This window comes from Streptomyces sp. BoleA5 (assembly GCF_000373665.1).
Classification (GTDB): domain Bacteria; phylum Actinomycetota; class Actinomycetes; order Streptomycetales; family Streptomycetaceae; genus Actinacidiphila.
This window is the reverse complement of the sequence record NZ_KB892111.1, coordinates 17,742-43,564: the sequence shown is the minus strand read 5'-3', so window position 1 is coordinate 43,564 and position 25,823 is coordinate 17,742. Positions and strand designations below refer to the sequence as shown.

Sequence of the window (25,823 nt, the reverse complement as noted above, 5' to 3'; positions counted from 1 at the left end):
GGGCCGGTCGGACACGGCCGCGACATCGACGATGTTCGAGCAGGTCAGCGGACATCTGATCCCGGCTTGTGGCCCACACCCGCGCGACGTCCATCAAACGACAATGTCATGTCGATGGTCGTTGGAGAGGGTCCAATGGTCACGCACCGGCAGGTGCGGGCACCAAGGACTCCGTCGACCGTCACATTGGACCACCTCATGGGCGCCCCACGTCCCCCTCCGGGACCCGCATGGGTCGGCGCGTCTGCGCCACACGTGATCGAGTTGCCCGATTCAGGCCGGCAGGCCGCCCGGGAGGGCGGACCGGGCCGGCGATCGCCGCCGGTCCAGCGCGGTCGGTCCCGAAGCGCTCTTCGCCCCTGACTGCTTCGGGGCAGGCCGCTCTCGGAAGTGATGCGGCGGCCCATCGGTACCGTCGCGTCGCGGGGACCGACGGTGCCCAGGGCACCACGCGGCACGGAAACGGGCGAGATCTCGCTTCGGCCGACGCCGACGGGAACGCAGCGTTCAGACGCGGCCGACTTTTCACCGACGGCAACCGCGTGGCGGTAGCCGGATATTTCGAGGGAACACCAGAGCGGCCAGGGGCGACCTGGCGGCCATCGGATCCGGCACTTCCTCCTCGCCGCCCGGCAGTGCCGACCACCGTCGTAGTACCGGAGCGAAACAAGATCGGCACTTTTGTTCTATCCCGGAATGGCCCCCTTGCCGATAGTGAGAGCAAAGGGTTTCCGCAGGCCGTAGGCGTGAGGGACTGCCGACGGTCCGTGCGGCCGTCCCCGTGGGCCGGCACGCCGGAGAGGCGGTTTCCGATGGGCGGTCCGTGCGCCCCCTCGACCCCGCCGCACGCGTGGATCCTCCCCGGCGAGGTGTGCCGCACCGCGGACGGCCACGCTCCGCCCGACGCCATGGCGCTGGGGGTGCGGACGTGGGGCGACCGGCCGGACGGCCGCGACGTCGTGCTGGTCGGCACCTACCTCCTGGACGGCGCGGTCGGCCGGCGGCTGCTGGACGCGCTGCCCCCGCTGCTGGTGCTCCCGGCGCGCGAGGCCCCCTGCTGCCGCTGCTGGCCGAGGAGATCGTCAGGGACGAGCCAGGGCAGGAGGCGGTGCTGGACCGGCTGCTGGACCTGCTGCTGATCTCGGTGCTGCGGACGTGGTTCGCCCGGCGCGGCGAGGCCGCCCCCGCCTGGTACCGGGCCTTCGCCGACCCGGTGGTGGGCCGGGCGGTGCGGCTGCTGCAGAACAACCCGGCCCACCCGTGGACGGTGGCCGGGCTCGCCGCCGAGGCGGGCGTGTCCCGGGCGGCGCTGGCCCGGTGCTTCGGCGAGTTGGTGGGCGAGCCGCCGATGGCGTACCTGACCGGCTGGCGCCTGGCGCTCGCCGCCGATCTGCTGCTGGAGCCGGACGCGACGCTCGGCGCGGTCGCCCGCCGGGTCGGCTACGGCAGTCCGTTCGCGCTGAGCGCCGCCTTCAAGCGGGTGCGGGGGGTGAGCCCCCAGGAGCACCGTGCCGGAGCGGTCCGGGCCGAGTGACACTGGAGAGAGGAGTCATGAACGGTTCGGTCCAGGTCGGACGCGTGTTCGGGGTCCCGCTCCGGATGCACTGGAGTGTCCCCGTCCTCGTCGTGCTGCTCGCCTACGGGCTCGGCCGCGAGACGTTGCCCGCCCGCGTCCCGGGGCTGTCGGCGACCGTCTACACCGTCGCGGCGGCCGCCGGCGCGGTCCTGCTGATGGCGAGCCTGCTCGCGCACGAGGTCGCCCACGCGGCGACGGCACGGCGCGAGCACCTGTCGGTCGAGGACGTCACCTTGTGGGCCATGGGCGGTATGACGCGCATGGGGCGGCCGGGCTCCGCGGGCGCGGCCTTCCTGGTGGCGGTCAGCGGCCCGCTCGCCAGTCTGGTCATCGCCGGCGCCGCGCTGGGCGCCGGTGCCGGCCTGGACGCGGCGGCCCACCGCTCGGTACCGGGGGCACTGCTGACGTGGCTGGGCTGGGCGAACCTGCTGCTCGGCGTCTTCAACCTGCTGCCCGCCGCGCCCCTGGACGGCGGGCGCGTGCTGCAGGCGCTGCTGTGGTGGCGGACCGGGGACCGCGACCGCGCCGACCGGGTCGCCGGGCGTGGTGGGCAGGTCCTCGGCTTCGTGTTCGTCGTGGTGGGCTGGCTGGTCTTCGCGCGCGGTGTGCCCAGTGGGCTGTGGCTCGCCCTGGTCGGGCTCTTCATGGCGCTCACGGCGGGCGCCGAGCGCCGCAGCGCGGTCATCAGCGCCGCCCTGCGCGGCGTACGGCTCGGGGAGGCCATGTCCGCCCCCGTCGTGACGGGCCCCGACTGGCTGCCGGTGGACCGCTTCATCGACGAGGTCGCGGTGGCCGCCCGCCATTCCACCCTGCCCCTGGTCGACTTCGACGGCCGCCTCAGCGGGGTGGTGCAGTTGCGGCGGCTCACGTCCGTCCCGGCCGATCGCCGGGCCGAGGTACGGGTCCGCGACGTCGCCGTACCGCTGTCGCAGACCACCACCGGCACCCCCGAGGAGTTCGTCAACGACGCCCTCGACCGCCTCCGTCCCGGCGCCGGCGGTGTCCGCGTGGTCGTCGTCGACGGCGGGCGGCCGGTCGGCATCGTGACCGGCGGCGACATCTCCCGGCTCGTCCAGCGCCGCCGCCTGACGGGCGGACGGCCCCCGGTCTGACCCGTCCGACGGCTGCGCGCACGCCCCGGGCGGTCCACGATGGAGCCATGTTGCTCGCGGAGCTCGCACGGACGTCCCGGGAGGTGGCGGCCACGTCCGCCCGGTCGGAGAAGGTGGCGGCGCTGGCCCGGTTGCTGCGTACCGCGGAGCCCGACGAGGCGTCCGTGGTGGTCACGTACCTGGCGGGCCGGCTGCCCCAGCGGCGCACCGGGGTCGGCTGGAGCACCCTGAGGAAGCGGGTGGAGCCCGCGCCGGCGCCCCGGCTGACCGTGCGCGAGGTCCACGGGGCGCTGGACCGGATCGCGGCGGTCACCGGCAAGGGGGCGGCGGCCGAACGCAGACGGCTGGTGGCGGAGCTGATGGGCGCAGCCACACGGGACGAGCAGGCGTTCCTGCTCGGGCTGATCGGCGGGGAGTTGCGGCAGGGGGCGCTGGACGCGCTCGCGGTCGAGGGGCTGGCCGTGGCGGCGGGGGCGCCTCCGGAAGGGGTGCGCCGCGCCGTGATGCTGGGCGGTTCGCTCGGCGCCGTCGCACGGGCGCTGCTGGCCGGGGGCCCGGAGGCGCTCGCGGCGTTCCGTCTGGAGGTGGGCCGGCCGGTGCAGCCGATGCTCGCGCAGACCGCCAAGGACGTGGACGAGGCCCTGGACCGGCTGGGCCCGTGCGCGCTGGAGGAGAAACTGGACGGCATCCGCGTCCAGGTGCACCGCAAGGCCGAGGGCGTCCGCGTGTACACCCGCACGCTGGACGAGATCACCGACAGGCTGCCGGAAGTCGTTTCCGCGGCGCGGGAGTTGGCCGTTGACGAGGCCGTGCTCGACGGGGAGGTCATCTCCTTCGGCGAGGACGGCCGCCCCCGCGCGTTCCAGGAGACCTCCTCCCGGGTGGGGTCGCGTCTGGACGTCGCGGCCGCCCGGGAGTCGCTGCCCGTGGCCCCGGTCTTCTTCGACCTGCTGTCGGTCGACGGCCGCGACCTGCTGGAGATGTCCACCGCCGAACGCCACGAGGAACTGGCCCGGGTCGCCCCCGCGCCGCGCCGGGTGCGACGGCTGGTGGCCGCGGATCCCGGCGACCCGGCCGTCCGCCGGGCGGCCCGCGACTTCGCCGGGGAGGTGCTGGAGCGGGGACACGAGGGGATCGTGGCCAAGGCGCTCGACGCCCCCTACAGCGCCGGGCGGCGCGGGGCGGCCTGGCTCAAGGTGAAGCCGGTGCACACCCTCGACCTGGTCGTCCTCGCCGCCGAGTGGGGCCACGGCCGGCGCACCGGCAAGCTGTCCAACCTCCACCTCGGCGCGCGCCGCCCCGACGGCACCTTCGCGATGCTGGGCAAGACGTTCAAGGGCCTGACCGACGCCATGCTCGCCTGGCAGACCGAGCGCCTGCGGGAACTGGCGGTCAGTGACGACGGATGGGTGGTCCGGGTCCGCCCGGAACTCGTCGTGGAGATCGCCTTCGACGGCCTGCAGCGCTCCACCCGCTACCCGGCGGGTGTCACGCTCCGCTTCGCCCGCGTCCTGCGCTACCGCGAGGACAAGACGGCCGCCGAGGCGGACACCGTGGACGCGGTGCTGGCGCTGCGACACTGAGCGGCGGGGCTCACACCGTCCTCCCCGGTTCTCACCGCCCACCCGGCCCTGCCTCGGGCAGTCGCGCGGCGAACGCGGCGTAGGCCGCCTCGTCGAAGAGGACGAAGCGGACCTCCTCGACCCCCGTCTCGGTGTCCTGGACGGTCCCGACGGCGATGCGTGCGGCGTCCTCGACGGGCCAGCGGTAGACGCCGGTGGAGATCGCGGGGAAGGCGACGGTCCTGGCGCCGAGCTCGTCGGCGACGCGCAGGGCCTCCCGGTGGCAGGAGGCGAGCAGTGCGGAGCGGTCCTCGCCGGCGCTGTGCACCGGGCCGACGGTGTGGATCACCCAGCGTGCGGGGAGGCGGCCTGCCGTGGTGGCGACGGCCTGCCCGGTCGGCAGGCCGCGCCCGTACCGCGAGGCCCGCAGCGCACGGCACTCCTCGAGGATCTCCGGGCCGCCGCGGCGGTGGATGGCGCCGTCGACGCCTCCGCCCCCGAGCAGCGAGGAGTTGGCCGCGTTGACGACGGCGTCGACGGATTGCTGCGTGATGTCGCCCCGGACGAGGGTGATGCGTGGCATGACCGTGATCCTGCCACCGCCGGTGCCCGGCCGCCCGGCCGTTCCCGCCTGGTCACCAGTCGCAGGGCACCCGCAGGTCGAGCAGCGAGTCGCAGAACTCGGCGGGGTGCTGCGGCCAGCCCTCGCGGTGCCAGTGCGCGATGCGCCAGCCCAGCCGTTTGGGCCACAGCGGCAGGTGCCGCAGGTCCTCGACGGGTACCCAGACGGGAGCGGCCGTCTCCTCGAGGTCCAGCGAGGAGCGGGGGCCTATCTCGCCGTGCGCCTCGACGAGGAAGTAGTGCCCGGGATGCGAGCCTCGGTGCACCCGGTTCACCCGAGCGATCTCCGGCCCGACGGTGCCGTGGAGCCCGGTCTCCTCCGCGAGTTCGCGCAGGACGGCCGTCTCGGGGGTCTCCCCCGGCTCGACCCCGCCGCCGGGGATCTCGTAGAAGTCCCCGCGCCGGTGGCGGTAGCGGATCAGCAGCATGTGCCCGTCGCGGATGATCACCGCGCCGGCCCGGGTCCGCCTGGGCGGCCGGCCGAGCGGGTCCTCCAGCACGAGGCGGCCCCGCCACCAGGGCGGTCCGTCCCAGGAGCGCAGGATGGCCTCCCACGCCGTCCAGGGCGCGAGCGGCAGGTGCAGCGCCTCGGAGCGGCTGAGCAGCCGGGCGGGCGCGGGGCCGGGCGGCGGTACGGCGGCCCGGTAGTACAGATGGGTGCCGCCGGTCGCGCGCACCTCCAGGCAGGGCCGGGGGTCGGTGCGGACGTCGGCCCCGAGGATGTCGCGGGCTGCCGCACGGGCGGTCCCGGCGGGGTCGCCGCGCGGCGGGACGGGGGCCTGCGGCAGGTTCGAGTCGCTGTTCACGGCGAGGCGTCGGTCGTGGAAGAGGATCACTCCCGCATGCAGTGAGGACATCCCGCCGACGCTAGCAGCGCCCGCCGCGCGGGCCCCGCGATTATTCCGGACCGGAGCACGGCGGTCCGGAAGGTACGCGCCGCCGCGGCCGTCTGGTGGTCGGCCCTCTCGCGTCGCACCCTGGAGGGGAGGAGGCGAGCTGACATGACACGTCCGGTCGGTATTGACCTCGGTACCACCAATTCGGTGGTCTGCGCGCTGGAGGGCGGTGAGCCCACCGTCATCACCAACACGGAGGGTGCGCGGACCACGCCTTCGGTGGTGGCCTTCAGCAAGGGCGGCGAGGTCCTCGTCGGCGAGATCGCCAAGCGCCAGGCCGTGACCAACGTCGAGCGGACCGCCCGCTCGGTCAAGCGGCACATGGGCGACCCCGACTGGCGGTTCCCCGAGTCAGGCACCATCGACGGCAAGCGCTACACGGCCCAGGAGATCTCGGCCCGGGTGCTGCAGAAACTGAAGCGGGACGCGGAGGCGTACCTCGGCGAGGACGTCACGGACGCGGTGATCACGGTGCCCGCGTACTTCGACGACGTCCAGCGCACCGCGACCAAGGAGGCCGGGGAGATCGCCGGCCTGCGGGTGCTGCGGATCATCAACGAGCCCACGGCCGCCGCGCTGGCGTACGGCCTGGACAAGGAGAACGACCAGACGATCCTCGTCTTCGACCTGGGCGGCGGCACCTTCGACGTGTCCCTGCTGGACATCGGCGAGGGCGTGGTGGAGGTCAAGGCCACCAACGGCGACACGGAACTGGGTGGCGACGACTGGGACCAGCGGGTCGTCGACCACCTCGTGGAGCGCTTCAAGAACGCGTACGGGCTGGACCTGGCGAAGGACAAGATGGCGCTGCAGCGGCTGCGCGAGGCGGCCGAGCGGGCGAAGATCGAACTGTCCTCGTCCACCGAGACGACGATCAACCTGCCGTACATCACGGCCTCCGCCGAGGGCCCGCTGCACCTGGACGAGAAGCTCACCCGGGCGCAGTTCGAGCAGCTGACCGCGGACCTGCTGGAGCGCTGCAAGGGCCCCTTCCACCAGGCGGTGAAGGACGCGCGGATCAACGTCGCCGACGTCGACCACGTCATCCTGGTGGGCGGTTCGACCCGGATGCCGGCGGTGACGGATCTGGTGAAGTCGCTGACCGGCAAGGAGCCGCACAAGGGCGTCAACCCGGACGAGGTGGTGGCGATCGGCGCCAGCCTCCAGGCGGGTGTGCTCAAGGGCGAGGTCAAGGACGTCCTGCTGCTGGACGTCACCCCGCTGTCCCTGGGGATCGAGACCAAGGGCGGCATCATGACCAAGCTGATCGAGCGCAACACCACCATCCCCACGAGGCGTTCGGAGATCTTCACGACGGCGGAGGACAACCAGCCGTCGGTGCAGATCCAGGTCTTCCAGGGCGAGCGCGAGATCGCGGCGTACAACAAGAAACTCGGGGTGTTCGAGCTGACCGGGCTGCCCCCGGCGCCACGCGGCATCCCGCAGATCGAGGTCTCCTTCGACATCGACGCCAACGGCATCATGCACGTCGCGGCGAAGGACCTCGGCACCGGCAAGGAACAGAAGATGACCGTGACCGGCGGCTCCGGGCTGGCCAAGAGCGACATCGACCGCATGATGCGCGAGGCCGAGCAGTACGCGGAGGAGGACCACCGGCGCCGCGAGGAGGCCGAGACCCGCAACAACGCGGAGAGCCTGGTCTACTCCACCGAGAAACTGCTGCGGGACAACCCCGACAAGGTCCCCGGCGACCTGAAGTCGGAGGTCGAGTCGGCGGTGGCGGAGCTGAAGGAGCAGTTGAAGGGCGAGGACGCCGCCGGCATCCGCCAGGCGACGGAGCGGCTGACCGCCTCGGCCCAGAGGATCGGTACGGCGATGTACGCCCAGGCCCAGGCGGAACGGTCCGCGGCGGGCGAGGGCGGGGCACCGCACACGGCGCCGCCGGAAGGCGACGAGGACGTGGTGGACGCCGAGATCGTCGACGACGACAAGCGGGAGGGGGGCACGACGTGAACCGTGCCGGTCCGCCTCCGGGCGGCGAGCTGCGGGCGCGGCTCGTCGAACGCACCGCGGACCTGCAGCGGCTCAAGGCCGAGTACGACAACTACCGCAAGCGTGTGCACCGGGACCGGCTGGCGGTGCGGGAGGTGGCCGTCGCGAACGTGCTGCGCGGGCTGCTGCCGGTGCTGGACGCCGTCGACGGTGCGCGGGAGCAGGGCGAGGTGACCGGTGGCTTCCGGGCCGTGGTCGAGGTGCTGGAGACGCGGCTGGCGGAGCTGGGCCTGCGGTCCTTCGGCGAGCCGGGCGAGCCCTTCGACCCGGCCCGTCACGAGGCGGTCGGCACCTCGTGCGCCGCCGGCGCGGACCGCCTCGTCTGCGGCGCGGTCGTCCGGTCCGGTTACCGGGTCGGCGCTCACCTGCTGCGGCCCGCGGAGGTGGTGGTCGGCGGATCTGCGGGGGCGACGGCCGGGGTGCACCCTGGAGGCATGGAGACAACCCACAAGGTCGACGTGGCCCCGCTCGGGTCCGACCACCGCTACCGCCGGGTGCACATCCGCGGTGTGGGGTGGGAGCAGCTGGAGCGCGAGGAGTTCGAACTGCGGGTGCGCCGGGCCTTCCCGGGCATCGACGTCTCGGACCCGGATCAGGTGCACTGGGCCGATCACCCCGGCGAGTGGCCGGACTGGCAGCCGGGCGAGGCCTGAGCCCGGCGGTCCGGGGAGGTACCCGCGCGGTTCAACGGGCGCCGGCCTCCAGCAGCGCGGCGATGCGCTCGACGGCGAAGGCGTAGCCCTGGACGCCGCAGCCCGCGATCACCGCGTCGGCCCGCGCCGAGACGTGGCTGTGGTGGCGGAAGGCCTCGCGCCGGTGGATGTTCGAGATGTGCACCTCGACGACGGGCAGGCCGTCGCAGGCGTTGAGCGCGTCCAGGATCGCCACCGAGGTGTGGGAGTAGGCGCCTGGATTGATCACGATGCCCGCGTGGTGTTCGCGGGCCTCGTGGATCCAGTCGATCAGCTGTCCCTCGTGGTTGCTCTGCCGGCAGTCGGCGGTCCCGCCGTGCCGCGCCGCCGTCGCGGAGCACAGCGCCGCGACGTCGGCGAGGGTCTCGGAGCCGTAGATCTCGGGCTGCCGCTGACCGAGCAGGTTCAGGTTGGGACCGTTGAGGACCATGATCGGCGCGCTCGCGAGGGTACGGGTCATGGCCCCAAGGTCTACCACGCCATCACCCGAAGGTGACGGCGGCGTCCATCTCCCAGACCAGCACCTCGGCGCCCTCGGCGCCGGCGGTGACCCGCTGGCCCTCGGCCCCGGTGACGCGTACGGCGTCGCCCTTGGCGAGCAGTCCGGCACCTTCCAGGGCGACCTCGCCCTTGGCGACGTACAGGTGCGCGAAGGGGGCGGTGGGCAGGGCGAGGGTCTGCTGCGGGCTCATGCGGGCGGCCTGGAGCGCGGCGTGCTTCTGCGCGATGGAGATGGCGCGCTCGTCGCGGTCGCGGTCCATCCCGGAGGCGACGGTGACCCAGCCGCCGCGGGCGAGCTCGTCGTTGATGTCGAGCTGCTCGTAGCCCGGCTTGATGCCCTGCTCGTCGGGGAAGACCCACATCTGCACGAAGTGCACGGGGTCCTTGTGCTCGGGCGCGCCGGTCAGCTTCCAGCTGTCGTTCTTCTCGCTGTGCAGGATGCCGGTGCCCGCGCTCATCCGCTGGGCGAGGCCCGGGTAGATGACGCCGTTGTGGCCCTCGGAGTCCTGGTGGACCAGGCCGCCGTCGAGCACCCAGGTCACGATCTCCATGTCCCGGTGCGGGTGGGTGTCGAAGCCGGTGCCGGGGGCGACGACGTCGTCGTTGGACACCAGCAGCAGCCCGAAGTGGGTGTTCTTCGGGTCGTAGTGGTGGCTGAAGGAGAAGCAGTGGTGCGAGTCGAGCCAGCCGGCGCGGGTGTGGAACCGCTGGCCGGCGCGGCGGACATCCAGCTGGGTGGCCATCGGGGATCTCCTTCTGCGGGGTGTGCTGCCTGTCAGCCAACCTAACATGTTGAATCTCGAACTATATTCCCTGGATGCCGTAACTCCGCAGCTTGCGGTAGACCGTGGCCCGCGCGATGCCCAGCGCCTTCGCCGCCCGCGCCTTGTTGCCCCCGTGGGTGCGCAGCGCCTCCAGGATCGCGTCCCGCTCGGCCCGCTCCAGGCTGCCGAGCCGTCGACCGCCGGCCCCGCCGCGCACGGCGTCCGGCAGTTCCTCCGGGCGCACCGGACCGCTCAGCCGGCGCTCCTCCGCGAGCGCCCTGACGACCGTCGCCAGCTCGGCGACGTTGCCCGGCCAGCTGTGCCGCTCCAGCGTGCGCCGGGCCTCGACGGTCCAGGTCAGCGGCGGATGACCGGGGACAGGGCGCGGGCTGAGGGCGGCCAGCAGCACCGGGAGGTCCTCGGGGCGCTCGCGCAGCGGCGGCAGGGACACCGAGCGCACCGCCAGCCGGCCCATCAGACGGTCCAGGCACGGGTCCGTACGGTCGCCGGGAGTGCGGGTGGCGGTCAGCCGCAGGGCGGGACGCTGCTCCAGGAGCGCCACCAGCGCGGCCGCGGCACCGGCGTCCAGCGCCTCGACGTGGCGGACGAGCACCTGTCCCGGCGCCGGGCGCACGGCCGTCCGCCGCACCCAGTCACGGGCCGCCGCGCCGGTGACCTGCGCCGCGTCGAGCTCCAGGTCGCCCGCCCGGACGGCGCGGGCCAGCGTGGCCTTGCCGGTGCCGGGCTCCCCGGACACCAGCAGGGGACCCTGCTCGCCCCCCAGCCGTACCGCCCGGGCCACCGCGGCGCGCCAGGACAGTGAGACGCCCACGAGCCCGGGCAGCACCGGCTCGGGCACCGCCGGCGGCGTGCCGGCGCCGTCCGCCGAGGCGGACAGCACGGCGACGGCGCCGATGACCTCGCCGGAGTCCAGCACCGGATGGAGCCGGGCACGCCAGCCGCCGTCCGGCAGGGGCAGCTCGTACGCCTCGGTCCGGCCGTCGCGCACCATGCCGCCGGCGCGGCGCTCCAGCAGCGCCAGCGCCTCGTCGGACAGCCGCCGCGCGGCCTCCGCGCTCACGATCCGGGTCCTGCCGTCGGCGGCGACGACCGCCCGGCCGCCCGGCCGCTCGCGCAGGTAGGCGCCGAGCAGCAGCTCTTCGGGGGTTGTATCGGATTGAGACACGCCGGCGGTCTCCCTCTGATCCACGATCGGTTCGTTGCCATTTCAATTATCCGTCAAGGAGCCGCATTGATGGAGACCGTCGAGACCGATGTGCTCATCGTGGGCAGTGGGCCCGCCGGGGCGAGCGCCGCACTCGCGCTGAGCACGTACGGGGTGCCGAACATCGTGGTCACGCGCCACGCCAGGCTGGCCGACACCCCACGGGCCCACATCACCAACCAGCGCACCATGGAGGTGCTGCGCGACCTGGGCGTCGAGCAGGAGGTCGTCGCCCGGGCCACTCCCCAGCACCTGATGGGGAACACCGTCTTCTGCACCAGCCTCGCGGGCGAGGAGCTGGGACGCCTGCGCTCCTGGGGCAACGACCCGCTGGTGCAGGCCGCGCACGACCTCGCGAGCCCCAGCCGCATGTGCGACATGCCGCAGAACTGGATGGAGCCGGTGCTGGTCGAGGCGGCCGTGGCGCGCGGCACCCGGCTGCGCTACAGCACCGTCTACAAGTCCTTCGAGCAGGACGCCGACGGCGTGACCGTCGTCGTGGAGGACCGCCTGCGCGGCGACGAGTACGCGATCCGCGCCAAGTACCTGATCGGCGCCGACGGCGGACGCAGCAAGGTCGCCGAGGACGCCGGGCTGCCCATGGGCGGCAAGATGGGCGTGGCGGGCAGCGTCAACATCGTCTTCGAGGCCGACCTGTCCCGGTACGTCGCGCACCGCCCCAGCACCCTGTACTGGGTGCTCACGCCCGGCGCGACCGTGGGCGGCATCGGCGCGGGCCTGGTGCGCTGCGTACGGCCGTGGAACGAGTGGCTCATCGTGTGGGGCTACGACGTCGAGGGCGCGCCCCCGGACCTCACGGAGGAGTACGCCCTGTCGGTGGTACGGCAGCTCGTCGGGGACGACGACGTCCCGGTGACCATCCGCTCCTCCTCGGCCTGGACGGTCAACGAGATGTACGCGGAGAGCTACTCGAACGGCCGGGTGTTCTGCGCGGGCGACGCCACCCACCGGCACCCGCCGTCCAACGGGCTGGGCTCCAACACCTCCATCCAGGACGCCTACAACCTGGCCTGGAAACTGAAGCTCGTCCTGGACGGCGCGGCCGCGCCCTCACTGCTGGACACCTACACCGACGAGCGGGCGCCGGTCGGCAGGCAGATCGTCACCCGCGCCAACAAGTCGATCGGCGAGACCGCCCCGGTCTTCGACGCCCTGGACCTGCTCACCCCGCAGAGCCCCGAGCAGCTCCTCGCCAACATGGAGTCCCGCAAGGAGGCGACCCCGGCCGGCGAGAAGCGGCGCGCCCGGCTGCGCGAGGCGATCGATTTCAAGCGGTACGAGTTCAACGCGCACGGCGTGGAGCTCAACCAGCGCTACGCCTCGGCGGCGGTCGTCCCGGACGGCACCGCCGACCCGGGCTTCGACCGCGACCCCGAGCTGTACCACCAGCCGAGCAGCCGCCCCGGCGCCAAGCTGCCGCACGCCTGGCTGACGGCGGGCACCCGGACGCTGTCGACCCTCGACCTCGGCGGCGGGGGCCGTTTCACGCTGCTGACCGGCATCGGCGGCGAGGCGTGGGTGGCGGCGGCCCGTACGGCCGGCGCCGAGCTGGGCCTGGACATCGCGACCGCGGTGGTCGGCCCCGGGCGCGAGTACGAGGACCCGTACGGCGACTGGGCGCGGCTGCGCGGCATCGGCGACACGGGCGCGCTGCTCGTGCGGCCGGACCTCTACATCGCTTTCCGGCGCGCCGACGGGGCCGCCGACGACGCCGAGGCGCGGGCCGTGCTCGGCGCCGCGCTGCGGCGCATCCTGGGACGGGACTGACGAGGAGAGAGCATGGACTTCAACGAACTGAGCGCGACCCCCGCCGTGGTGGAGAGCTTCGCCGGGACGCCCGACCCGCGGCTGCGGGAGATCCTCGGCAGTCTGACCCGGCACCTCCACGACTTCGTCCGGGACATCGAGCCCACCATGGAGGAGTGGGAGGCGGCGATCGGCTTCCTCACCCGCACCGGGCACGCCTCCACCGACACGCGGCAGGAGTTCATCCTGCTGTCCGACGTGCTCGGCGTCTCGATGCTGGTCGAGACGATCAACCAGCGGAAGTCGGCCGGCGAGGGCGTGACCGACTCCACCGTGCTGGGCCCGTTCCACATGGTCGACTCCCCGGAGCGTGAGTTCGGCGACGCCATCGACCTGATCGGCTCCGGCGAGCCCTGCGTGGTCACCGGGCGCGTGGTCTCCGTGGACGGCACGCCGCTGCCCGGCGCGAAGGTCGACGTGTGGCAGGCCGACGACCAGGGCTTCTACGACGTCCAGCAGCCGGGCGAGCAGCCCCAGGGCAACGGGCGCGGGCTGTTCGAGACCGACGGGGAGGGCCGCTTCCGGTTCCGCACCGTCGTCCCCGCGCACTACCCGATCCCGACCGACGGCCCGGTCGGCGGGCTGCTGAACGCCACGGGGCGCCACCCGTACCGGCCCGCGCACATCCACTTCATCGCGGCCGCCGAGGGCCACCAGCCGGTCACCACGCACGTCTTCGTGCAGGACAGCCCCTACCTGGAGTCGGACGCGGTCTTCGCGGTGAAGAAGAGTTTGGTCCAGGAGTTCACCGAAGTGGACGACCCGGAGCGGGCGGCCGGGTACGGGGTGGCCAACCCCTTCCGGCTCGCGACCTTCGACATCGTGCTGCAGCGGTCATGAGCCCGGAGTTCGTCCACGAGGCGCTGCCGATGCGGGTCGTCTTCCGCGCCGGTGCCGCCACCACGGCCGTCGCCGGGGAGACCGGGCGCCTCGGTCTGCGCCGCGTGCTGGTCCTCTCCGGCCGCCACGGCGAGGACACCGCGCGCTCGGTCGCCGCCTCGCTCGGCGCCGTCTGCGCGGGCGTCCACCCGGGCGCGGTGATGCACGTGCCGGTGAAGGTGGCGGACGAGGCCGTCTCCGTGGCCCGGGATCTGGACGCCGACGGGCTGGTGGCCGTCGGCGGCGGTTCGGCCGTCGGCCTCGGCAAGGCGGTCGCGCTGCGCACCGGGCTGCCGCTGCTGGCCGTGCCGACGACCTACTCGGGCTCCGAGATGACCCCGATGTGGGGCCTGACGGAGGACGGCGTCAAGCGCACCGGCCGCGACCGCCGTGTGCTGCCACGCAGCGTCGTCTACGACCCGGAGCTCACCCTGTCGATGCCGCCGGCGCTGTCCGGTACCAGCGGCGTCAACGCCCTCGCCCACGCGGTCGAGGCGCTGTACGCCCCCGACGCGACCCCCGTCGTGTCGCTGATGGCCGAGGAGGGGGTGCGCGCCCTTGCGGAGGCGCTGCCCCGTGTCGTCGCCGATCCGGGCGGCCTCGACGCGCGCGGCCGGGCGCTGTACGGGGCCTGGCTGTGCGGGGCGTGCCTGGGGGCCACCACGATGGGGCTGCACCACAAGCTGGCCCATGTGCTCGGCGGCGCCTTCGACCTGCCGCACTCCGCGACCCACACGGTGCTGCTGCCGTACGTGCTCGCCTTCAACGCCCCGGCGGTTCCGGACGCGACGGCCGCACTGCGCCGGGCGCTGGCCACCGAGGACCCGGCGCGCGGACTGTGGGAGCTGGGCGGACGGCTCGGCGCGCCGCGCTCGCTGGCCGAGGTCGGTCTGCCGGCCGACGGCATCGGCCGCGTCGTGGACCTGGTCGCCGCGGCCTCGTACGCCAACCCTCGCCCGGCGGACGCGGACGAGCTGCGCGCGCTGCTGACGAAGGCGTACGAGGGCGCCCCGCCGGCGGGCTGAGCACCGGGCCCGTTCCCGGGCGTTCCCGCCGGGGCCCGGCGGGAACGCCCGGGAACGGTCCGGCGGCGGGCCGTATTCCGCGGACACACTCAAACACCTTTGCGCTTTTCGCACATCCGGCCGAGCGCATTTCCCGGCGGGGCCCGCCTTCCGCCGGCGGGCGGAATACCTCAGCCCTGGCTCCGCGTCTCCCCGTCCGCCGCCACGGGCGGGCCGCCGCCGTAGTCCAGCCGTTCCGCGGTCCTCACCAGCCGGTCAAGCGCGGCACCGTCCCGTTGGCCGCCACCCAGGGCACGGCGGGCCCGCGCCGCAACGCCGTACAGGCGTACGGAAAACAGGCGTTTCGCGTTCCAAAACGCCATCCCCCGCCACCCCTTCCGCCGGTTAGAAATATCTACCAAGGTTGAGCGTATGAGAAATGCGGCACCGAAACAGGCAATGGAGTGGCTGGCCGCCGCCGCGGCGGATCCGCGGGCGTGCAAGCGGGAATGGGAACACGGCGAGAGCGGGACCGTCCTGCTGCCCGCCGGGCGTTTCTGGGACGTGCTCGTCGTGCCCGAGGACCTCGGCCTGCTGGCCCTCGACGCGCTGCTGCGCCTCCCCCGCACGGAGCCCGGGCCCACCCTCGCCGACACGGCCTCCCACCGGGTCGGCTTCTTCCTCCCACCGGACCCCGTCAGCAGATGGGTGGGCACCGGGATCCGCTACGCCGGCCGGGGCGCCTGGATCGCCGTACCGCCCCCGTACCGGGCCGCGGGGGCCCTGCGGTGGCTGGTACCCCCCGACGGGACGGGCACCCTCCACACGCCTACCTCGGTGGAACTTGCCCTGTTCCAGGCGGCAGTTGCGGCAGAGTGCCGCCGCTGAGACCCGCGGCGCGCGGTACGTCCGCCGCCGCGGACCCGGGGACGGCGCGCCCGCGGGCCCGCCAGTCGGCCAGGAGTTCCGTGTAGATCGGCGGGTCCATCCAGTAGGCGCCGGTGAGTTCGGCGAAGGTCCGGTGGTGGTGCTCCGGGTGGTCCTGGAGAAGGCATCCACGGGTCGTGGGTGTGCTGCTGTCCATGTCCCCGTGCAACGCGGCTCGTGCGCCGGTGGTACGTCCTGGGCGGCCGGCGCCACTGGAACGAGTGAGCGCGCCCCCCTCGATAGGGGCCTTGCGCTCAACGTCTCACCCTTTCGTCGGCTCGTCGTCTCATCGGTGTGCGGCGGCAGTGGGCCCCGGCAGCCCGAGCGCACGGGCGAGCAGCGGCCATGCCGTGGCGAACTCCCGTCGCCAGTACGTCCATTCGTGCCGGCCGCCCTCGCAGTAGTGCGTCGTCACCGCGATACCCCGGAGCTCCAGCGCGGCGGGGACGGACCCCCACGGCCGTGCGGTGACACTCGGTCCGGAGCCGCGGCCGGTGATCCCGCCGACGGCCGCGGATTCGCGGCAGCGCCCCGGGGCCCGGCTGCCGCGGCCCGGCTACGACGGGCGCACCGCCCGGGGGCGCTCGCCCGCGGCGGTGGCGGCCGCCACCGCCCAGCCTTCCAGGCTCGTGACGAAGCGCGCCGCGCAGTCCGGCCAGTGCAGCGCGCCCCGGGCGGCGGCATGGCCCCGGGCGCCCATCGCGCGGCGCAGTTCCGGGTCGTCGCGCAGGCGGCGGACGGCGTCGGCGGCGGCCGCGGGGGCCTGGAACGGGACGAGGAGGCCGCAGTCGTGCCCGCGGACCAGTTCCGCGGCGAGGGGGTTGGGGGTGCTCACGACGGGGATGCCGTAGGCCATGTACTCGACCACCTTGGTGGGCCGCGAGTGTCGGTAGTTCGCCTCGTCGCGCAGCAGCGAGACCCCGGCGAGGGCGCCGCGCAGCCGGTCCAGGGCCGCGTCGTTGGGCAGGAAGCCGTGCCAGCGCAGCACGCCGTCGCGGTCGGCCGCCGCCAGCACTGCGCGGACGTCGCCGTCGGCGGCGCCGATGAGCTCCACGCGGACGTCCGGGGCCAGCAGCCGTGCCATGGCCACCAGTTCCTCCGCGCCGCGCGCCCGGGACATCTGCCCGAGGTAGACGACCCGCTCGTCGCCCGCGGGCGGGGGGTCCTCGGGGACGGTGACCAGGTTGGGCACCACGGGGTGCGTACGGCGGAACCGGCGCTGGTAGGCGTGCTCGGCGAGCAGCAGGTGCAGATGCTGCTCGGCGGCGAGTTCCGCCGCACGCACGACGAGGCGCAGCGGCGGGCGCAGCGGCCGCGGCACCCAGCCCTTCATGGCGAGGGCGGCGGCGGTGTCCTCGTGGACGTCCCACACCACGGCGGGCCGCCGGGCACCCGTGCGGTGCCAGTGCCGCAGGGTGCGCGGCAGGGTGAGCAGGAGTTCGGGGTCGTGGAGCACCACGGCGTCGACGGTCGGCCCGCGCAGCGCCAGCAGGCGCCGGGCCTCGCGGACGGCCGCCCGCCGGTCGCGTCCGGTGGCCCGGGGCAGGTCGACGCCCTCGACCCCGGGGCGGGGCGGGGTCGCCCGGGCGGTGAAGGGCGCGGCGTAGGTGACGGTGTGCCCGTGGGCGATGAGGGCGGCTATCTGCCGGTGCAGGATGCGCGCGTCCTCGGGGTGGTGCACGACGGTGACGACCAGTACGTGCATCACAGCACCTCGACGTCCGGCCGGAAGATCCGCCCGCGCGTGTCGAACAGCAGGCGGGCCCGGTCCGCCACCATCTGCAGGTCGTACCCGCTGTGGTCCTGCAGGAGGATCGTCAGGTCGTACTCGCGCAGGGCCGCGGCCAGGTCGCCCGCCCTGGTGACGGGCTCGCCGTCGACCTCCCAGACGTCCACGAAGGGGTCGTGGAAGGAGATCCCGGTGCCCAGCCTGCGCAGCAGCCGCGCCACGGGGACCGCGGGGCTCTCGCGCCGGTCGGCGACGTCGGGCTTGTAGGTGACGCCGAGCAGCAGCACCCGCGAGCCGTGCAGCGCCTTCCCTGCCGTGTTGAGCAGGTCCTGCGCCCGGCGCACCACGTACTCCGGCATCCGGTGGTTGATCTCCCGGGCGAGTTCGACGAAGCGGAACTCGTGGCCGAGCGTGCGGACCTTGTACGACAGGTAGTTGGGGTCGATCGGGATGCAGTGGCCGCCCACGCCGGCACCGGGCCGGAAGGCCTGGAAGCCGAAGGGCTTGGTGGCGGCGCAGTCGATGGCGTTCCAGATGTCCACGCCCAGTTCGCGGCAGAGCACGGCCAGTTCGTTGACGAGCGCGATGTTGACGTGGCGGTAGGTGTTCTCCAGCAGCTTGGCCATCTCGGCCTCGCGGGTGCCCTTGGCCCGGACGACGGTGTCGACGAGCTTGCCGTAGAACGCGACGGCGCGCGCCGCGCAGCCGGGGGTGTGGCCGCCGACGATCTTCGGGGTGTCGCGGAGGCTGTGCGTGTGGTTGCCCGGGTCGATGCGCTCAGGTGAGAAGGCGAGGGCGAAGTCCGTCCCGGCGCGCAGTCCCGAGCCCTCCTCGAGGATGGGCCGGACGACCTCGTCGGTGGTGCCGGGGTAGGTCGTCGACTCCAGCACGACCAGGACGCCGGGACGCAGCCGCGCGGCGACCGCCCCGACGGCCCCGGTGACCGCGGTGAGGTCGGGTCCGCCGTCCGCGGACAGCGGGGTGGGGACGCAGATGACGACGGTCTGCGCCTCCCCCAGGCACTCCTGGCCGGTGGTGGCGGTGAACCCGGCGGCCAGCATGTGCCGCAGATCGGCGTCGGAGACGTCGTCCACGTGCGAGCGCCCGGAGTTGAGGGCGTCCACCACCAGGGGGTCCAGATCGTGTCCGACGACGCTCAGTCCCACCGCCGCGGCTTCCCTGGCGAGGGGCAGACCGACGTACCCGAGGCCTACGACTGCGAGTTGCACCGTCATGCCGCACCATCCAGAGCGCTATACGGCCCCCAGACCGCGGTAGGCGTCGCGCGTCCGCCCCGCGATGTGCGCCCACGTACGGTCGCGGGCCACTCGTGCGCGGGCGGCGTCACCCATCATCCGCCGTCGATTCGGACTATAGAGCAATATTTCGAGCGCATCCGCCCAGGCTTGTACGTCTCCTGGCGGAATCAACCTTCCGTTCACCTGGTCCTCGACCAGTTCACCCATCGCCGTGACGTCGCTCGCGGCGACGGGAAGACCACTGGCCATGGCCTCCACCGGCTTGAGAGGCGTGACGAGCCGGCACACCCGCGCCCCCGTCCGGGGCACCGCGAACACGTCCAGCACGGCGTGGTGGGCCCGCACCCCGGCGTACGGCACACGCCCCGTGAACAAGGCGGCGTCCCCCAGGCCCAGCCCGGCCGCCTGCCGCTGCAGCGCGGGCCGCAGCGGGCCGTCCCCCACGATCAGCAGGCGCAGCGGCACCCCCCGTCGGCGCAGTTCGGCCCCGGCGCGCAGCAGGGTGCCGACGCCCTCGTGGGGCGTGAGCGTGGAGACCGTGCCCACGACCACCTCACCGGGGCCGATGCCGAGGCGGGTGCGCAGGTCACCGGCGTCGGGCAGGGGCTGGAGGAACACGTCGTCCACGGCGTTGGGCACGACCCGCACCCGTTCCTCGGGCACGCCCCGGGAGACGATCTCCTCCTTCATGGCCTCGCCGAGGGTGAGCACCAGGTCGGCGGCCTTCATGCAGTGCGTCTCCAGGGCGCGCCGCTCCCGGTAGGACACGCTGTCACGGCCGCGTCCCGGCCCCTGGGTCAGCCAGGTCTCCTCCAGGAAGCCGCGCACCTCGTAGACCACCGGCAGGCCGAACGATTCGCGCAGCGCGAGGGCCACTCGGCCATTCGGGTGATCGGTGGCCGCGTGCAGCACCGCGGGGCGGAGCCGTTCGACGAGCCGGGCGGCGAGTTCGGCGTTGCGGGCGAGGGCGGCCTCCGGCGTCCCCGGCATCCGCAGGGGCAGCAGGCGGTGGTAGGGCACGCCGTCCACGACCTGCGCGGGCCGTCCGTCCCAGACCCCCTGGGCCACGGGGAAGCCGAGCCGGGTGACGATCTGCGGGTCCAGGCCCGCCTGCCGCTGGGCGCGTGCGATGGCGTGCGTCCTGACGGTGTAACCGGCGTCGCGGTACGGCAGGGAGTTGGTGACCAGGTGCAGCACCCGCCCCGGCACCGCCGTCCCCGGGACCCCGGCCGGGGCGGGCACGCCGCGCGGCCCGTACCGGCGGGCGCCGCCGCGCCCGCGGTGCGGATCGCGCTCGGGGAGCCACGCCAGCGCCCGCCGGGCGGGCCGCCGCGCCGGCCCCGGGGCGACCCGCAGGGCCAGGGACGCGGCGCGCAGCGGGTCGTCCCGCAGATGACGTACCGCCACCGAGGCGGCGAGAATCAGGGCACGAAGAGTACGACGACGCACATTCCCACCCTAAGCACGTCCAGTGAACGGGAGGCACCGTGCTCGGCTCGGTGGTCCACGTGGTCGGCGCCCGGCCCAACTTCGTCAAGGCCGCCCCGGTCGTCGCAGCGCTGCGCGCGGCCGGGCAGCCGCAGTCGGTGGTGCACACCGGACAGCACTACGACGAGCGCATGTCGCACGTCTTCTTCCGGGAGCTCGGCCTGCCCGAGCCGGACGTGGACCTCGGCGTCGGTTCCGGCAGCCACGCCCGGCAGACCGCCGCCCTGCTGACCGCGCTGGAGGACGAGCTGGCGGCCCGCGCCCCCGCCCTGGTCACGGTCTACGGGGACGTCAACTCCACGCTCGCCGCCGCGCTGGTCGCCGCCAAGCTGGGACTGCCCGTGGCGCACGTGGAGGCGGGCCTGCGCAGCTTCGACACGACGATGCCCGAGGAGGTCAATCGCCGGCTGACCGACCAGCTCTCGGACCTCCTCTTCGCCACCAGCCCGGAGGCGGTGGGCCATCTGGCGCACGAGGGCGTGGACACCGCCCGGGTGCACTTCGTCGGCAACCCGATGATCGACACTCTCCTGGCCCATCTGCCGCGCTTCGACCCGCGGGCCGCACGCGCCGCCCACGGTCTGCCCGGGCGCTACGGCGTCGTGACGCTGCACCGGCCCGCCAACGTCGACGACCCGGCCGCCGCGGCCGCCGCCGTGGCGGCGCTGCGGGAGGCGGCGCGGCACCTGGAGCTGGCGGTCCCGCTGCACCCGCGCGGCCGGGCCGCGCTGGAGGCGGCGGGGCTCGGCGACACGCCCGGCATCCGGATCCTGGAGCCGCTCGGCTACCTGGAGTTCATGGGGTTGCTGCGGGGCGCCGCCGCGGTGGTCACCGACTCGGGCGGGGTGCAGGAGGAGACCACCGTCCTGGGTGTGCCCTGCCTGACGCTGCGTCCGAACACCGAGCGGCCGGTGACGGTCACCCACGGCACGAACCGCCTCGTGAGCGCCGACGGGCTGGCCCCGGCCCTGCGCAAGGCACTGGACGGCGACGCCCCCGTCCCCGAAGGCCCCCCGCTGTGGGACGGCCGCTCGGGCCCCCGCATCGCCCGCGTCATCACCGAGTGGCTGGACCACCATGTCTGAGCCGCGCCCGCTCGACCCGCTCGCGTACGGCGACGACCACCCCCGCGGGCACGGGGACCTCGCCCGCGGCGGCCCCACCGACCTCGACCGGCCGGGGAACGAGATCTTCGACGCCCTGCGGGTCGCGCAGGTGCTGCGCATCGCCGGCGACGGCGAGGGCGCCGCCGACCGGCCGCTCGTGCTCGACGCGAGCTGCGCAGAGGGCCGCCTCACGCGGGCCCTGGCCCGCTGCGGCCACCTCGTCGACGCGATCGACGCCCGCCCCTCGGCGGTGGACCGCTGCCGCGCGCTCGGCGGCGGCCCCCGCTACGCGGTGGCGGAGATGTCGCAGTGGCGCAGCCCGTGGCTATACGACGTGGTGCTCGCGGTGGACGTGCTGTTCCGCGTACTCGACGACGCCGCCTGGCGGGCCGCGCTGGTCAACCTCGCCTCCCTCGTCCGGCTGACCGGCCGACTGGTCGTCACGGACGAGGACGCGCCCGGGCGCGTGGCGCGCGGCGACCGCGTCCTGCACCGCCCGGCGGCCGAGTACCGCGCCGCCGTCGAACCGCTCGGTCTGCGCTACGGCGGCTTCACGCCGTACGGTTTCCGGGAGAGCCGGGTCGGTTTCCACGTCTTCACGAGGACCTCCTGATGCGCCTTCTCGATCTGCTCCACCCGCACCTGGACGGGGTGACCGAGGTCGTCGACGCGACCGGCGGCGGCCTCCCGCTCGGCCCTTACCTGCACCTTCCCGAGGGCGTGCGGCTGTGCCCCTCCCCGCCCGGCGACGGCGAACCGGTCGGCGGGGGACGGCTGGCCCTGCTCAGTTACGGCCCCGACCCCGCCCGGCACGGCGACGAGGCCGCGTGCCTGGCGGCGCTGCGTCGCATGCGGCCCGGCGGCAAGGGCCTGATCGTGTTCGGCCACCCCGGCGCCGAACTGCCGTACCACCGGCTGCTCGACTCCCTGGTGGCGCAGCGCTGCCAGGTGCTGCGGGCGGCCGCTCTCGACTATCTGCACCTGCACGGCGGCGCGGTGTTCACCTGCACCGAGGCCCTGCTGCCGCTCCTCGACCCGGCCGGGCGGCCCGTGCCGGACGGGGGCGCCACGGCGCTTCGGCTGGCCGGCGAGTACGTCCTGGCGGAGTTCGTGTCGCGCGCCGAACGGGCCCGGCTGCTGGAGCTGGAGCGGCGGCACGAGGAGGACGGCCGCGCCCTGGAGGCGCTGCGGGACGGCACGGACGGTGAGCGGACGGGGGCCGTCACCCGCGAGCGCGACCGGCTCGCGGCGGAGTTGCGGCGCGCCCGGGAGCGCATCGGGGTGCTGGAGGCCCGCATCGCCATGCTGCAGGGCTCGACGTCACTGAGGGTGGGCCAGGCGCTGGTCTCGGCCGCCCGGTCCCCGGTGCGCGGTTCGAAGCGGCTGCCCGGCGAGCTGTACGGGATGTGGCGCGGCCGCGGCAAGGGCGGCCGTCCGTCGGCCCCACCGGCCGGTGCCGCCGCGCCGGCGGCCGACCCGGCGGCCGACGGGCACCTGCACCTGGCCCACCGGGCGTTCACGGCCGGCCCGCGCGACCGGCTGGTCGTCGCCGGCGTGCTGGACGCCGCGACCGCCGCCGACTTCGGCCACGACGCCGTCGTCAACCGTGCGCTGCCGCACGACGCCCGGCAGGTCGCCGAGCGCACCGACCCGGACGTGCTCGTCGTGCAGCTCAGCGCCTGCCTGTCCGGCCCGTGGGCGCACACCGGCACGGGTGCCGCCCCCGACCTGGACCGGCGGCTGGCCGAACTCCTCGCCGCCGCCCACGCGCTCGGCCGCACCGCCGTGCTGTGGCGGGACGCCCCCGCCTCCGCCGCCCCGGGCCTGGCCCCCTTCCCCTGGGACGCCGTGCTCGACGGGGACACCGGGGTGCAGCCGGCCCGGCTGGACCCGGCGACGGTGGACCGCGCGGGCCTGCGGGAGATCTTCGTCTCCCGGGCCACCCGGGTCCGGCTGTCGGAGCTCGCCAGGATCCCCGGGGCGCCGGACCCGCTGGACGCCCGGCGGGTGGCCGTGCTGTCCGCCCCGCGGGACGACGCCGAGATCTCGCGCCTGGTCGCGCAGGTCATGGCGCAGCGGCACCGTCCCGCCGAGGTGCTGGTGCCCGCACCGGGGCCGGCCTACGCGGAGCTCACCGCGGGCGGGGTCACCGTGCGGGCCGCGGCGGACGGGCCGGGAGCGCCCTGGATCGCGGACTGGTCGGACCTCGCGGAGGAGCGGTCGGCGGTCCACCTGCTGGACCTGATGTGCGCCCAGGAGTGCTCCGGGGCCGACGCGGTGGCTTTCAGCGCGCACACCGCGGGCTTCGTGCCGCACGTCAACGGCTTCCGCCCGGCGCTGGTGCGCAGGACGCTCTGGCCGTCCCCCGGGGCGGGGCGGTTGTTCACGATCCGCCCGGAGGAGGTCCGATGACGGGCACGCGCACGGTCAGGGCCATGGTCTACGGGGACGTCGACCTCAACCTCATCGACGGTTCCGCGGTGTGGGCCCAGTCGACGGTGCAGGCGCTGGCCCGGGCCGGCTGCGCGACGCGGCTGGTGCTGAAGGCACCGTTGCGCACCGGGCGGCTGGTCGATCCGCTGGCGGAGCTGCCGGGGGTGTCCGTCGTACCGTCCGGGCACGTCCTGTCCCCCGTCCAGGCCTCCCGGGTGCTGCGCGAACGGGACGAGCAGGAGCCGTGCGACCTGCTGGTGCTGCGCGGACGGCGGCTGGTGGCGCAGGTCGTCGCCGACGGCGCCTTCGACGGGCGGATCTGGGCGTACCTCACCGACATCCCGCAGTCCGCGGCGCTCATGACGGAGGAGGCCGTGGACGAGCTGACCCGGATCGCCGAGGCCTCGCGCTATCTGCTGTGCCAGACCGAGGAGTTGCGCTGCTTCATCGAGGCCTGGGTACCGGCAGCGTGCGGCAGGTGCGTGCTGTGTCCGCCGAGCGTGCCCGCTCCGGACTTCGCGGTGCCGGAGCACGACGCGGCGGGCGACCCGGTGCGCATGGTGTACACGGGGAAGTTCGCACCGCGCTGGAACACCCTGGAGATGACGGAGCTGCCGGACGCGCTGGCGGCCCGGGGGATCAGGGCCGAACTGCACACCGTCGGCGACAAGATCCACGACGACCCCGGGCACCCCGGCTTCCACGCGGCCATGGAACGCGCGCTGCGCACCGCGAACGGTGTGGTGCACCACGGCGGCACGCCGCGCCAGGAGGCCATGCGGATCGCCGCGGGCTGCGACCTGGGGCTGGGCTGGCGCCGGCCGGAACTGGACGCGAGCCTGGAACTGTCCACCAAGGTGCTGGAGTTCGCGACGCTCGGACTGCCCGTCGTGCTCAACCGCACCCCCGCGCACGAGGCGCTGCTCGGCGCCGACTACCCGCTGTTCGTCCCCGGCCGGGGCACCCTCGACGACGCGGCGGAGGCGGTCGCCACCGCCGTCGGCTCCCCCGAGGCCTACCGTGCGGCCGCTCTGCGCTGCCGCGAGGCCGCCGGCCGCTTCTCACTGGACCGGGCCGCCGAGCGGCTGCGGGGACTGATCGAACGGGCGCTGCCCCCCGTACCGGCCGGGCTCGCCGGACGCGGCCGGCCCCTGCGGGTCGGCGTCGCCGGGCACGACCTGAAGTTCTTCACGCGGCTGCTGGACCACCTCCAGGCCCTGCCCGGGGTCGAGGTGCGGGTCGACGCCTGGGAGGCGCTGGCCCGGCACGACGCGGCCGCCAGCCGCGACCTCGCCGCCTGGGCCGACGTCGTCGTCGTCGAGTGGTGCGGGCCCGCGGCCGTCTGGTACAGCCGTCACAAGCGGCGCGGCTCGCGGCTGCTGGTGCGCCTGCACCGCTTCGAGCTGTACGCCGGCTACCCCTCGCAGGTGGACATCGACGCCGTCGACCGCGTCGTGTGCGTCAGCCCGCACTACAACCGGCTCACCCGGGAACGCACCGGCTGGCCCCAGGAGAAGCTCGTCACCATCCCCAACTGGGTCGACGACCGGCAGCTGGACCGCCCCAAGGTCCCCGACGCCCGGCACCGCCTCGGCATGATCGGCATCGCGCCCTCGCGCAAGCGCCTCGACCTGGGACTGGACGTGCTCGAGGCCCTGCGGTCCAGGGACCCTCGGTGGCGACTGTCGGTGAAGTCCAAGATGCCCTGGGACTACTGGTGGATCTGGAACAAGCCGGAGGAGCGGGCGCACTACGACGCCGTGCTGAGGCGGGTGCAGTCCGGCCCGCTGGAGGACGCCGTGGTCTTCGACGACTTCGGACCCGACGTGGCGAGCTGGCTGCGGCGCATCGGCTTTGTGCTCTCCACCAGCGACGACGAGAGCTTCCACCTCGCCCCCGCCGAGGGCATGGCCTCCGGCGCGGTACCCGCCCTGCTGCCCTGGCCGGGCGCCGACGCGATCTACGAGCGCCGCTGGATCCACGACTCGCCCGAGGCCATGGCGGACGCCATCGCGGCGCTCGCGGCCGACGGCTGGGAGGAAGCGGGCGAGCAGGCCCGCGACCGGCTGCGCGAGACCTTCGGGCTGGACACGGTCCGCGCGGCGTGGACGGAACTGGTCACCGGCTCGGCGCCGTGACGCCCACGACGGCGGCCGGCAGGGGGGCGGTCACCGCGGCGGAGGCGGCGGCCTTCGCGCGGGCGGCCACG

Annotated in this window: 20 protein-coding genes and 1 pseudogene; 13 read left to right on the top strand and 8 right to left on the bottom strand. The window is 74.4% G+C overall.

What is annotated here, in order from left to right:
- The first annotated feature begins 671 nt into the window (after positions 1-671).
- From B085_RS43575 to B085_RS0123545, 3 genes and pseudogenes are all read left to right on the top strand, one after another.
- Positions 672-1,534, top strand: a pseudogene (locus B085_RS43575) (AraC family transcriptional regulator).
- A 17-nt stretch (positions 1,535-1,551) separates the two neighbouring features.
- Positions 1,552-2,688, top strand: coding sequence for a site-2 protease family protein (locus B085_RS0123550; protein WP_018561059.1), 1,137 nt, complete (start codon positions 1,552-1,554; stop codon positions 2,686-2,688).
- A 47-nt stretch (positions 2,689-2,735) separates the two neighbouring features.
- Entirely contained in the window at positions 2,736-4,271 is a 1,536-nt protein-coding gene (locus B085_RS0123545; protein ID WP_018561058.1) for an ATP-dependent DNA ligase, read from the top strand.
- Between the two features lie 31 nt (positions 4,272-4,302).
- On the opposite strand, the gene B085_RS0123540 is transcribed toward B085_RS0123545, so the two are convergent.
- Together B085_RS0123540 and B085_RS50130 are read right to left on the bottom strand one after the other, a co-directional pair.
- Positions 4,303-4,833: an O-acetyl-ADP-ribose deacetylase gene (locus B085_RS0123540; protein ID WP_018561057.1), complete on the bottom strand. Its 531-nt coding sequence runs from the start codon at positions 4,831-4,833 to the stop codon at positions 4,303-4,305.
- A gap of 52 nt (positions 4,834-4,885) precedes the next feature.
- A complete protein-coding gene (locus B085_RS50130) occupies positions 4,886-5,728 on the bottom strand; it encodes an NUDIX domain-containing protein (protein ID WP_199789234.1) in 843 nt (280 codons plus the stop codon).
- A 144-nt stretch (positions 5,729-5,872) separates the two neighbouring features.
- Here B085_RS50130 and dnaK point away from each other — a divergent pair, with 144 nt between their 5' ends.
- Together dnaK and grpE are read left to right on the top strand one after the other, a co-directional pair.
- Positions 5,873-7,741: a molecular chaperone DnaK gene (gene dnaK, locus B085_RS0123530; protein WP_018561055.1), complete on the top strand. Its 1,869-nt coding sequence runs from the start codon at positions 5,873-5,875 to the stop codon at positions 7,739-7,741.
- Entirely contained in the window at positions 7,738-8,433 is a 696-nt protein-coding gene (gene grpE, locus B085_RS51705; protein WP_018561054.1) for a nucleotide exchange factor GrpE, read from the top strand. The genes dnaK and grpE overlap by 4 nt, the downstream gene beginning before the upstream one ends.
- A 31-nt stretch (positions 8,434-8,464) precedes the next feature.
- Here grpE and aroQ read toward each other — a convergent pair whose 3' ends face one another.
- The 3 genes from aroQ to B085_RS43565 all read right to left on the bottom strand — a co-directional run bounded on the left by aroQ (position 8,465) and on the right by B085_RS43565 (position 10,923).
- A complete protein-coding gene (aroQ, locus tag B085_RS0123520; protein ID WP_018561053.1) occupies positions 8,465-8,932 on the bottom strand; it encodes a type II 3-dehydroquinate dehydratase in 468 nt (155 codons plus the stop codon).
- A 22-nt stretch (positions 8,933-8,954) separates the two neighbouring features.
- The gene (locus tag B085_RS0123515; protein ID WP_018561052.1) at positions 8,955-9,716 is read right to left on the bottom strand and encodes a pirin family protein; all 762 of its coding nucleotides are present in this window, start codon (positions 9,714-9,716) and stop codon (positions 8,955-8,957) included.
- 61 nt (positions 9,717-9,777) lie between these two features.
- The gene (locus tag B085_RS43565) at positions 9,778-10,923 is read right to left on the bottom strand and encodes a helix-turn-helix domain-containing protein (protein WP_158689812.1); all 1,146 of its coding nucleotides are present in this window, start codon (positions 10,921-10,923) and stop codon (positions 9,778-9,780) included.
- Positions 10,924-10,992: 69 nt separating this feature from the next.
- Between B085_RS43565 and B085_RS0123505 the strand changes: the two genes are divergently transcribed.
- The 4 genes from B085_RS0123505 (at position 10,993) to B085_RS0123485 (ending at position 15,560) form a co-directional block, all read left to right on the top strand.
- On the top strand, positions 10,993-12,750 hold the full coding sequence (locus tag B085_RS0123505; protein WP_018561050.1) for an FAD-dependent oxidoreductase: 1,758 nt from the start codon (positions 10,993-10,995) through the stop codon (positions 12,748-12,750).
- 12 nt (positions 12,751-12,762) lie between these two features.
- Positions 12,763-13,629: an intradiol ring-cleavage dioxygenase gene (locus tag B085_RS0123500; RefSeq protein ID WP_018561049.1), complete on the top strand. Its 867-nt coding sequence runs from the start codon at positions 12,763-12,765 to the stop codon at positions 13,627-13,629.
- Positions 13,626-14,693 carry a maleylacetate reductase gene (locus B085_RS0123495; RefSeq protein ID WP_018561048.1) on the top strand — a complete coding sequence of 356 codons (1,068 nt, stop codon included), beginning with the start codon at positions 13,626-13,628 and terminating at the stop codon, positions 14,691-14,693. The genes B085_RS0123500 and B085_RS0123495 overlap by 4 nt, the downstream gene beginning before the upstream one ends.
- 411 nt (positions 14,694-15,104) lie before the next feature.
- Positions 15,105-15,560 (top strand): hypothetical protein, encoded by a 456-nt coding sequence (locus tag B085_RS0123485; RefSeq protein ID WP_037732322.1) that lies wholly within the window; start codon positions 15,105-15,107, stop codon positions 15,558-15,560.
- A 595-nt stretch (positions 15,561-16,155) separates the two neighbouring features.
- Here the strand turns inward: B085_RS0123485 and B085_RS43560 are convergent.
- Genes B085_RS43560 through B085_RS0123470 form a run of 3 tightly spaced genes read right to left on the bottom strand, consistent with a single transcriptional unit; the run spans position 16,156 to position 20,036 of the window.
- The gene (locus B085_RS43560; protein WP_018561045.1) at positions 16,156-17,304 is read right to left on the bottom strand and encodes a glycosyltransferase; all 1,149 of its coding nucleotides are present in this window, start codon (positions 17,302-17,304) and stop codon (positions 16,156-16,158) included.
- Positions 17,304-18,563: a nucleotide sugar dehydrogenase gene (locus tag B085_RS0123475; protein ID WP_018561044.1), complete on the bottom strand. Its 1,260-nt coding sequence runs from the start codon at positions 18,561-18,563 to the stop codon at positions 17,304-17,306. The genes B085_RS43560 and B085_RS0123475 overlap by 1 nt, the downstream gene beginning before the upstream one ends.
- A gap of 18 nt (positions 18,564-18,581) precedes the next feature.
- Positions 18,582-20,036: a glycosyltransferase family 4 protein gene (locus B085_RS0123470; RefSeq protein WP_106435017.1), complete on the bottom strand. Its 1,455-nt coding sequence runs from the start codon at positions 20,034-20,036 to the stop codon at positions 18,582-18,584.
- Positions 20,037-20,074: 38 nt separating this feature from the next.
- Between B085_RS0123470 and wecB the strand changes: the two genes are divergently transcribed.
- Genes wecB through B085_RS0123450 form a run of 4 tightly spaced genes read left to right on the top strand, consistent with a single transcriptional unit; the run spans position 20,075 to position 25,752 of the window.
- Positions 20,075-21,160, top strand: coding sequence for a non-hydrolyzing UDP-N-acetylglucosamine 2-epimerase (wecB, locus tag B085_RS0123465; RefSeq protein WP_018561042.1), 1,086 nt, complete (start codon positions 20,075-20,077; stop codon positions 21,158-21,160).
- Positions 21,153-21,794, top strand: coding sequence for a class I SAM-dependent methyltransferase (locus B085_RS45845; protein ID WP_018561041.1), 642 nt, complete (start codon positions 21,153-21,155; stop codon positions 21,792-21,794). The genes wecB and B085_RS45845 overlap by 8 nt, the downstream gene beginning before the upstream one ends.
- On the top strand, positions 21,794-23,593 hold the full coding sequence (locus B085_RS45840) for a hypothetical protein (RefSeq protein WP_018561040.1): 1,800 nt from the start codon (positions 21,794-21,796) through the stop codon (positions 23,591-23,593). The genes B085_RS45845 and B085_RS45840 overlap by 1 nt, the downstream gene beginning before the upstream one ends.
- Positions 23,590-25,752, top strand: a complete 2,163-nt coding sequence (locus B085_RS0123450; protein WP_018561039.1) for a glycosyltransferase — start codon at positions 23,590-23,592, stop codon at positions 25,750-25,752. Before B085_RS45840 ends, B085_RS0123450 begins: the two co-directional genes overlap by 4 nt.
- Positions 25,753-25,823 lie beyond the last annotated feature (71 nt).